Origin of the sequence: Microvirga tunisiensis (assembly GCF_009296175.1) — a bacterium.
GTDB classification, from domain to species: Bacteria; Pseudomonadota; Alphaproteobacteria; order Rhizobiales; family Beijerinckiaceae; genus Microvirga; species Microvirga tunisiensis.
The window spans coordinates 33,850-43,322 of record NZ_VOSK01000036.1; the positions used below are offsets into that span (position 1 = coordinate 33,850).

Sequence of the window (9,473 nt, forward strand, 5' to 3'; positions counted from 1 at the left end):
ATGTCGGATTGCGAAAGCCGCCCGCGGACGCTGGTCGAGAAGATCATCGACGCACATACCATCACAATGCGTCCGGGCCGGAGCCTAATCTATCTCGACCGGATCATCACGGCAGATACCTCGCGTCCAATCTATCAGCTTCTTGAGTCGAGCGGACACCGGGTCCGCCGGCCCAACCAGACACTGTTCATCCCCGATCATTACACCCCATCACGGGGGATGTCACCGCTGGATGCCGCCGATCCCGAGAGCTGGCGCGCGATTGTCGAGACGCAGGATTATAGCAGTCGTGAGGGGCTGCAGATGTTTCCGATGGGCGATCCGCGGCGCGGCATCCAGCATACGGTCTCAATCGAACATGGCTTCGCACTGCCAGGGCTGACTGTCGCAGCCACGGATTCCCACACACTGACCCAAGGTGCAGTTGGCGCTATTGCCCTGAGTATCAGCGCCGACATGGTCCATGCCCTCGCGACCCAGACGCTTTGGCTCAAGATCCCTGGTCAGATGCGCATCGTGCTCGAGGGCCGCTGCAAGCCAGGTGTTACGGCCAAGGACGTCGCCCTTTTGTTACTGGCGCGGCTTGGGCCGCGCGGCGCAGCAGGCATGGCAGTGGAGTATTGCGGTAGCCATGTTCGCGCGCTCGGCATCGGAGGGCGGATGACACTGTGCAACCTGGCGACAGAGCTTGGGGCGCGGGCTGCAATCATCGCTCCGGACGATATCACCTATGACGCACTGGCAGGCGCCACATTTGCGCCCAAAGACGCAGCATGGGATCAATTCCGCGCGGAGCGATTACAGCTTCGTAGCGATGAGGATGCCAGCTGGTCCCGCAGCGTCACGCTTGACGTTGGGGAGGTTGCGCCGATGGTAAGCTGGGGCACGAGCCCGGCGCAGGCTGTTCCCGTCACCGGACACGTTCCCGATCCGCGGAACGAACCCGATCCGCTGCGTCGTAGTAAAATGACCGAAGCTCTGAGCTATATGGGCCTTGTGCCCGGGACCGAGATCCGTGACCTGCAGATAGACCAGGTGTTCATCGGCTCATGCGCGAACGGACACATCCAGGACCTGAAGGAGGCTGCTGCCATCCTAAAGGGGCGCCGCGTCCGGGTGCCAACGCTCGTCGTGCCGGGTTCGGGTCATGTCGGGGCCGAAGCCGAGGCTCTGGGTCTGGTCGACACGTTCCGGGCAGCAGGCGCTGTTTGGGGAGAAAGTGGCTGTTCAATGTGCAATTCGATGAATGGTGACATCGTTCGGCCTGGTCTGCGTTGCGCGTCTACGAGCAACCGCAACCACATGGGGCGGCAGGGTCCAGGCAGCAGAACGCATCTTGTATCTCCCGCGATGGCTGCCGCCGCCGCAGTAGCCGGCCGTTTTCATGACATTCGCGACTTGTCGGAGTTGCCATGACCATGCACGGGATAATCCGCAGCCGAGCCTATCTCTTGCCTGGCTCCGACATTGATACAGACCAGATCTTTCCCTCGCGCTTCCAGAGCCGCGTTGACGGCAGGAACGACTTGGCACCCTATTTTTTCCATGACCGCCGGTTCAATGCCGAAGGGCAGCCGATCGCGACGATGGTGCTGAATGATCCGAGCTTGCAAGGCGCACAAATCTTGGTCTCTTCGCGAAACTACGCCTGCGGCTCGGCCAGACCAGGGGCGATCTTCGCTCATCGAGACTTCGGTATTCGAATTCTAATATCCGAGTCGTTCGGCCCAGTATTTCCCACCGTCTGCTACAAGTTCGGCGTATTACCCATCGAACTGAGCGGAGGGGACATGGCGGCTCTTCTGAGTTATTTGGAAGCAGAGCCTTTAACCATGCTGGAGGTAAACCTCCAGCAGCAGCGAATTCAGCTCGCGAATAGTGCCGTGCTGGAGTTCGCGCTCGACGAACATGTAAGGACGATCGCCTTATCCGGTGGCGACGAACTTGGACTGACCAAGTCGCATGCCGCCGAGATCGAGCGGTTTGAAATGGCGCGGCGGCATGCGCTTCCTTGGCTGTTCGATACGACGACAAAGCAGGGGGCTGATTTATGAAGGATCAATATGACTATATCATCGTTGGCGCCGGCTCAGCTGGTTGCGTGCTAGCCCGTCGGCTGACGGATGCGCCAGGGGTCCGTGTCCTGCTACTTGAGGCTGGGCCAGAAGCGCATGACTTTTGGCTGCGTACACCGGCTGGCATGGCCCGGATGATGCACCATCCAAAATATAACTGGAACTTCGAGACGGAACCTGTTCCTACCCTGGGCGACCGCAGAATCTACTGGCCGCGCGGCAAGACCATGGGAGGTTCAAGCGCCATCAACGGCATGGTCCACATCCGGGGAGACCGACGCGACTATGATCATTGGGAGGCCCTAGGTAACCCGGGGTGGGGGTGGGATCGAATTGGTAAGCTCTTCGACGCCATGGAAAATGATATCACTGGTCCGGCCAAGCCGCGGTTAGGCGGCCCCCTGAACATCAGCCATGCAGCTGTAATACACCCGACGGTGCACGACTTCATCGCGGCAGGGCGCGCACTCGGCCTAAGGTACAACGACGACGTCAACTCGGGCGACATTGAAGGAATTGGCCTTCTGAAGTTCAATATCCGCAATGGGCAACGCCAAAGCAGCTACGACGCATACCTTGCACCCGTCCGCGATCGGGCCAACCTGACGGTAATCACGGGCGCTCATGTTACGCGCGTGGTACTGAACGAGCGGACAGCAAAGGGGATTGCAGCGGTTCTGCCGGACGGGCAGCATGTGACCTTCCATGCTAGGGGAGAAGTCATCCTGGCTGCCGGGGCGCTAAATTCGCCACAGTTGCTCATGCTCTCAGGTGTCGGCGATCCAGCAGAACTGGTACGGCATCAGGTCGGCGTCGTGCACGCCCTACCCGGTGTCGGAGCAAATCTTCAGGACCATTTCGTCAGCCGGGTGCAAGTTCGGGTGACGCCAGGCAGCTCCTACAACAAATCACTCCAGGGATGGCGTAAATATCTGGCTGGGGCCCAGTATCTGCTCAAGCAGTCGGGATACTTGGCGCTCGGCTCGTCACCGGCGGCAGCGTTCGTGAAAAGCCACCCTGACATGGCCTATGCCGATGTCGAAATCAGTTTCCGGCCGATGACATTCGGTTTCGACACCAGGGGGGGCGTCGCGGTACACAAATTCGATGCGATGAGCGCCTCGGTCTATCGAGTGAGGCCGTCATCGCGTGGTCGTATCGGGCTGCACTCGTCCGATCCCCGCCAACCCGCACGCTTCGAGCCGAACTATCTGGCCACGGACGATGACATTGCGGCAATGATCGCGGGTATCAGAGCATTCCGATCGATTATCGCGCAAAGCCCGCTGCGCGAGCGTGTAGTCGCCGAAATGGTTCCAGGACCTGACGTGCGAAGTGACGAACAACTTCTGGACTATCTTAGGGCTGATGGGCAATGCGCCTTCCATCCCGCAGGCACATGCAAGATGGGACCCGATGCAATGGCCGTGGTCGATTGTCGCCTTCGCGTCCATGGGATCGATCGTCTGCGGGTGGCTGATGCCTCGATTATGCCGGTGGTCGTTTCAGGCAACACCAATGCCGCCTCGATGGTCATTGGCGAGAATGCAGCGCGAATGATTCTAGAAGACGCAAGACACCAGAGAACCGTTGCCGCGGCTTGAGAGCGTAGTCGGAGAAGTAAGACGAATGAGAGGGCGCCATGAATCAGGTAAGCATTACATCCGGGTCGAACGAGGCTCGCGAATGGCTGAAAGACGGACCAAAAATGCTCTTTCTGGAAGGTTCCTGGCGCCCTGCGTCGGATGGCGGCCTGTTCGCTTCGACCAATCCTACGACGGATGGAAAACTTGTAGAGGTCAGCTGCGCAACTCCGGATGATGTGAACAGTGCTGCGGCTGCGGCCGAAGCCGCGATGGACAACCCTGCTTGGTCGGAGCTATCTCCCCATCGGCGGGCCGACTACCTATTCGAACTGGCACGTCTAGTCGGAGAGAATGTCGATCAGCTTGCTGTTCTTGAAACCCTGGACATGGGTGCGCCGCTCACTCTCAGCCGCAAATGGGTCGAGAACGGTGCACAAACTCTGAAATATTACGCGGGCTGGGCCAGCAAGGTGTTCGGCGTGACACTACCATCAGATGGAGAGCGATTCATCTATACCCTACGGGAACCCGTCGGGGTCTGCGGTCTCATAACACCATGGAACACGCCGTTCACTCAAGCGGTGAACAAGATCGCTGCCGCTCTGGCCTTTGGCAACACCTGTATTGTGAAACCCTCCGAGGTTGCTTCGTTGACGACAATTCGGCTCTTCGAACTGATTGCGACACTCGGGCTACCGCACGGGGTTGTCGCCCTGCTTACGGGGCGAGGCGGTATCGTGGGAAATGCGATGGTCCAGAACCCGCGCATTGCCAAGATCGTCTTCACCGGCTCAAGTGAGGTTGGCCGACGCATCTACCGCGATTCCGGAGACTCGGTGCGCAAGATCACGTTGGAACTCGGCGGCAAGTCACCGAACCTGATCTTTCCCGATGCCGATCTCGACAAGGCAGCCGTCGGGGCCGTCGCCGGCTTCTGCCGCAACTCGGGACAGGTGTGCTCTGCCGGCTCCAGGATTCTTGTGCATCACACGATCATCGACTGCTTTGCTGAACGGCTTCATGCCGTCGTCCAGGATCAGGTCGTCGGTGATCCGCTGGACCCACGCACTCAGATTGGGCCCTTGGCGTCACGGCGGCACCTCGAAACTGTTGAGGCTCATCTGGCAGCGGCCGAGTCGTCCAATGGCAGCCAAGTATTGCGCGGACGGTCGGGACCAGCGCAGGGTAGTTTCATGGCGCCTGCCATCATCTGCGGGCTCTCGAACGAGGCGCCGATCGCCCGCCAGGAGATCTTCGGCCCCGTCACCATGCTGATCCCGTTCCGCGACGAGGCCGAGGCGCTGGCTATTGCCAACGACACCGACTACGGTTTGGCATCGGCAATCTGGACCCGCGATATCAGTCGCGCCCACCGGATGTCGCGCAAGCTGAAGTCCGGGCGGGTCTGGATCAACACCTATGCTGAGGTTGACCAGGTCATGCCGCTCGGCGGCTACAAAAGTTCTGGCATCGGCCGGGAACTCGGTCATGAGTCGCTGGAGACCTACACACAAACCAAATCTGTTCTGATGCGGATCTAGGCTCATCGCCGTATTCCGTGCTGAGCCATCGCGCCACTCCATCCTGGTCTACATGTCTCAGAAAGGATCATTCGCTCGAGTCCCCTGCATCGATGGCGAAGGCGAGACAGGTATCTCCCCAAGCTGAGCAGGTCAAATCCATACCGTTCGAGCGCCAGCGGGAGATCGAGTGCGTGCTCGTCAGCCCGGCCGTCGAGGACACGACGTTTGCAAACGGCCGTGCATTTCTCCGGCAGGATGGCGTGACTATCCAATAACAGTTGGACACGCTTGGCACTTACGGCTGTCTGATCGGTAGGCCGCCTTCCCCGACAGAGAGGGGCGGCGCTTCCCCGATAGCCGTGGGTTGGCCGTGCGTCCACCAATGCGGGAATTGCTGGCAGTCGTTCTGCAGCATTTGCGCGGCCGTTGGTGCGCACCAAGAGCCTAAGCACTTTGGATCGTGCCCGCGTTGGGCAATCGCAAGTTCTGTGCGTCACGGCGGACAAAATCCGTGGTTTCCGACCCGCGCTGCGTGATCGACGTGACTATCTTACTTCGAACTAAGCTGGCGGCCGAGCTTTTCACCGATCATCATGCACGCTGCATAGATGTTCCCGCTGATCTGGTGCGGCATGACCGAGGCGTCGGATATCCAGAGGTTGTCGATGCCCCGCACGCGGAGATCCGGCGTAACGACGAAGTCTTCGTCGGCCCCCATACGACAAGTGCCGGCAGGGTGATATGCCAAGCCGGCGCGCTCTCGTACGTAGTCGACGATCTGTTCATGGCTGCTGATGTGCGGACCCGGCTCGATCACTTCGCTCACCAAGTTGGCCATTGGGGCGGTAGACACGATGCGACGGAACATGTCGACGCATCGGACAAGAGTTTCCACATCCCGCCTATCGCCCAGAAGATTCGGCTCGATCAGCGGGGCATCCGTTGGATCGGCACTGGCGAGGCGGATCTGACCAACGCTTTTGGGATAGCTCTTCACGAAGTGGATCGAGACAGAAGGATAATTCAGAATATCGACACTCTTGTAGAAGCTGCTTTCATTGGAGAAAACGGCGCCGAACGGCGAGAAGAGTACCTGCACGTCAGGAATGGGCTCCTGCGGCGCGCTTCGCACGAACCCTTGAGTTTCGACAACGGAGGCTATCGGCCCTTGACCTTGCAGTACAAATTTGGTGAGAAAGCAGACCTTTTGCCAAAGACCTCCTGTGGGATTGAAGCTGGGAATGTTGACTCGGAGTGCCGTTCTGAGGATCGGGTGCTCCATCAAATTCCTGCCTACTTGGGGGCGGTCGATCACGACGTCTATTCCAAGAGATTGCAAGGCATTTGCGTCGCCGATGCCGGAGAGCATCAGAATTTGCGGTGTGTTGATCGCTCCGCCGCAAAGAACAACCTTGGCGGCGCGCGCCTCTCTTATTTCGCCATTGTGCTCATAAATGACTCCGGTCACGCACCTGTTAGCAAGCCGCAACTTGTGCACATGGGCGTTTGTGACAAGTTTGAGATTCCTTCGCTTTAATGCTGGCTTCAGGAACGCATCAGCCGAAGTATGACGAAAGCCCCTGCGTTGATTGAACTGCGCATAGCCAACACCCTCTTGCTGAACGCCATTGTAGTCGTGTGTCCATGGAAATCCGACAACTTGCGCCGACTCGAGATATGCCTCAGTCAACGGATGACAGTGGCGGGCCTCGCGAACCGAGATTGCTCCGGAATGACCACGAAACCGGGGATCAGGTGGAGTTAGGTAGCCCGGTTCACATCGTTCAAGTGAAGCAAACAACGGCATGACATCATCGGCGGACCAACCGGTGTTGCCCATTGCGGCCCATCGGTCATAGTCCGCTCGGGTACCACGTACGTAGTTCATCCCGTTGATGCTGCCGGTGCCTCCTACCACGCGACCCCTCCGCCAATGGTCGGTCCGCATATTGCGCGAAGGATCGGGTTGCGAATAGTAATGCCACTCGTAGCGAGACAGGTTCAGATAGTAACCCAGTCCAAATGCTTTAAGAAGGGGTGTGTCCGGCGGACCGGCCTCCAAGACTAGGACGCGTTGCGATGCATTCTCACTGAGTCGCGCGGCAACGACGCTGCCTGCACTCCCAGCTCCAACAATGATGTAATCCCAATGACCGGCATCCGGCGTCACGCCTTCGGTGTCCTGTGCCATCTTCGCGCCAAACATGAGCTGCCTCATTTGTTACGCACTCAATCTTTCAGTATCTCTGTTGTGCGTTGGTACGCCCTGATTGACTCATGCATCGAGCTATCAAGTCGGCGACGCATGACACGCCCAGCCGACGATCGACGAAATAGAGCGCGGAGCTGCGCAGAACCCGAACGTCGAGCATCGGCAGCTCGTCGGGAGTATCTCCTATCTATGTAGTCCGCGCTCGGGCTAAGTCATCGATAGCAGAGCTGCTACTGGACTCGCCGCCGTACATAGAAACGCGTCTTTATCAGTTTGAGATTCATTGCCTCTTCCCCGAATTGGTTGAGCGTGGGCTGCGCGTTTAGCGCAGCCTTCGACGGCCTTGCGACAATGCTGACATTGGCGACCTCAACCGAAAAGCCGGGATAGTTCTTTATCTCCTATAGATCGGTCCTATGTCGCCAAAGCTTCCTTAAGGCGTCAAACGCCAAGGAACTCCAGCTTCTGGATTCATCGGACGGCGTGCCGCTGATCTTACTGCACAATCGAGGGGCGCGCGTGGCTCGGGAGTACGCCATCCTTGGCTGATCGAAGAACTGACAGCGCCTTCTTGGATCTCCCAGGCGCTGTAAACTGGTTCGGAAAATTCCTGCTAGAGGGCGGGGCGGAGCCTGCATCCCGGGCGGAGGTTATTCGGCGAGGTTGATCGACAGAACGAACCTCTCTCCAAAAGTCGTTGATCTCCGGTCACAGCCGCTTTTTAGGGTCATCACATCGGTCGGGCGGGCTGGCACAAGCTCCGGCTGGCGAAGGCAAGGAGCGGCTCGTCACCGAGACATTTGAGCCGAGCGACATCATTTCAGGAGTCGCTAGATGGGTCTGCACTGATGGGAGCGAGCTCATCCTTTGGCGCAAGGAACTCTGCTGGATGCCCAAGCTGTCTTTCCGCAATCCATTCCCATGGAGGTTATCGAGGCGCTGCTGGCGCCGTCGACCCCGGCGGTGCCGTCGCGGGCGCTTCCACCGTGCAAGGGATTGAGGGCCTGACTGGCGACAGACTGCATGGACAGGCGGAGCCGCCTTCTAGGTCTCCCGAGAATTGTGCAGGAGAGATTGAAGTGGGATCAGCAATGCGAGCACTCGGTGTGCGTCCGCGGACATGAGAGCCAGCAAGCAATAAGGAGAATCCGGTTTTCGGCCTGCGAGTATTAGGCAGCCTTGGCATCCGCTGTTCGGGCATACCATTCGGGTCCCTCAGTGTCGGCGCGGTAAGGCCTTGAGCCTCGTCAAGACCTTTGGGCAATCCGACTCCTCGCGGCGAAAGATGGCCTCGATGTTCGACGAACGCTGTTGCGCCGGCATGAGACTGGAATTGCCGCAGGTCGGGATTGAGGGCCGAGCCCACCGTTGTCTTTGCTTCACGGAAGAAGAGCCGTCTCCCCGTTGCACGATCTCGCCGTTCAGGGAAAGATCGGTCAATAGCCGGCGCCACAAGGTGGTTCCGGATCAAAGTATGTGGACGGTTGAGACCTGCCCGAAGAAAGTTCACGGTCTATGCAACTAACCGGGCTCATCGGCACCTTGTTCAACTAATGTGGGCCGTCCTGAGCGTGAGCGGGATATCGCAACCTCACCGTGCAAGAGAGCAAGTTACTCATCACCCCCTACGAAATTTCGGATTGGTCAAGAGCCGTGTGGTCGACCATGTTGCTCGAGCGGCATAATCACACATTGTGTGGCACCAAAAGCAATCAGGTATTGCTTACCATTGATACAGCACGTATTAGTGTTTAGTTTTAATAAAACCGTTTTAAGCCAATTCATTGAGCTTGCCTCCGTAACGCATTTTAAGTAATCCTAAACAACCGTTGCTTAGTCAATCATCACTTTGTAGTAAGACTATGCTGTCTGGCCTATAGTTGTATGTTCACCATATTACACGGTGGCAGACCAAGGTTTCGCCTGCATCATAGATGCGAGGGCACACTGGACGGATTCAAGCAGTCGTCGCAACACGTATTCTGTTGACCTGCCGCAGCCACTCGTCAAGCACCTCGGCAGGGGATCTCCAGCCCAGCGTCTTTCTCGGCCTTGCATTGAGGGCGGCTGCCACGGC

5 protein-coding genes are annotated in these 9,473 nt (G+C 58.3%); 4 read left to right on the forward strand and 1 reads right to left on the reverse strand.

Annotated features, from left to right (window positions below; translation table 11 throughout):
• From FS320_RS12315 to FS320_RS12330, 4 genes are read left to right on the forward strand one after another with little or no spacing between them, the layout of a single operon-like run.
• On the forward strand, window positions 1–1,416 hold the full coding sequence (locus FS320_RS12315) for a 3-isopropylmalate dehydratase large subunit (RefSeq protein ID WP_152711872.1): 1,416 nt from the start codon (window positions 1–3) through the stop codon (window positions 1,414–1,416).
• Window positions 1,413–2,054, forward strand: a complete 642-nt coding sequence (leuD, locus tag FS320_RS12320) for a 3-isopropylmalate dehydratase small subunit (RefSeq protein ID WP_152711874.1) — start codon at window positions 1,413–1,415, stop codon at window positions 2,052–2,054. Before FS320_RS12315 ends, leuD begins: the two co-directional genes overlap by 4 nt.
• Window positions 2,051–3,679, forward strand: a complete 1,629-nt coding sequence (locus FS320_RS12325; protein WP_152711876.1) for a GMC family oxidoreductase — start codon at window positions 2,051–2,053, stop codon at window positions 3,677–3,679. The genes leuD and FS320_RS12325 overlap by 4 nt, the downstream gene beginning before the upstream one ends.
• Window positions 3,680–3,717: 38 nt before the next feature.
• Entirely contained in the window at window positions 3,718–5,202 is a 1,485-nt protein-coding gene (locus tag FS320_RS12330) for an aldehyde dehydrogenase family protein (protein WP_152711878.1), read from the forward strand.
• Between the two features lie 532 nt (window positions 5,203–5,734).
• Here the strand turns inward: FS320_RS12330 and FS320_RS12335 are convergent.
• The gene (locus FS320_RS12335; protein WP_162003242.1) at window positions 5,735–7,390 is read right to left on the reverse strand and encodes a GMC family oxidoreductase; all 1,656 of its coding nucleotides are present in this window, start codon (window positions 7,388–7,390) and stop codon (window positions 5,735–5,737) included.
• Window positions 7,391–9,473 lie beyond the last annotated feature (2,083 nt).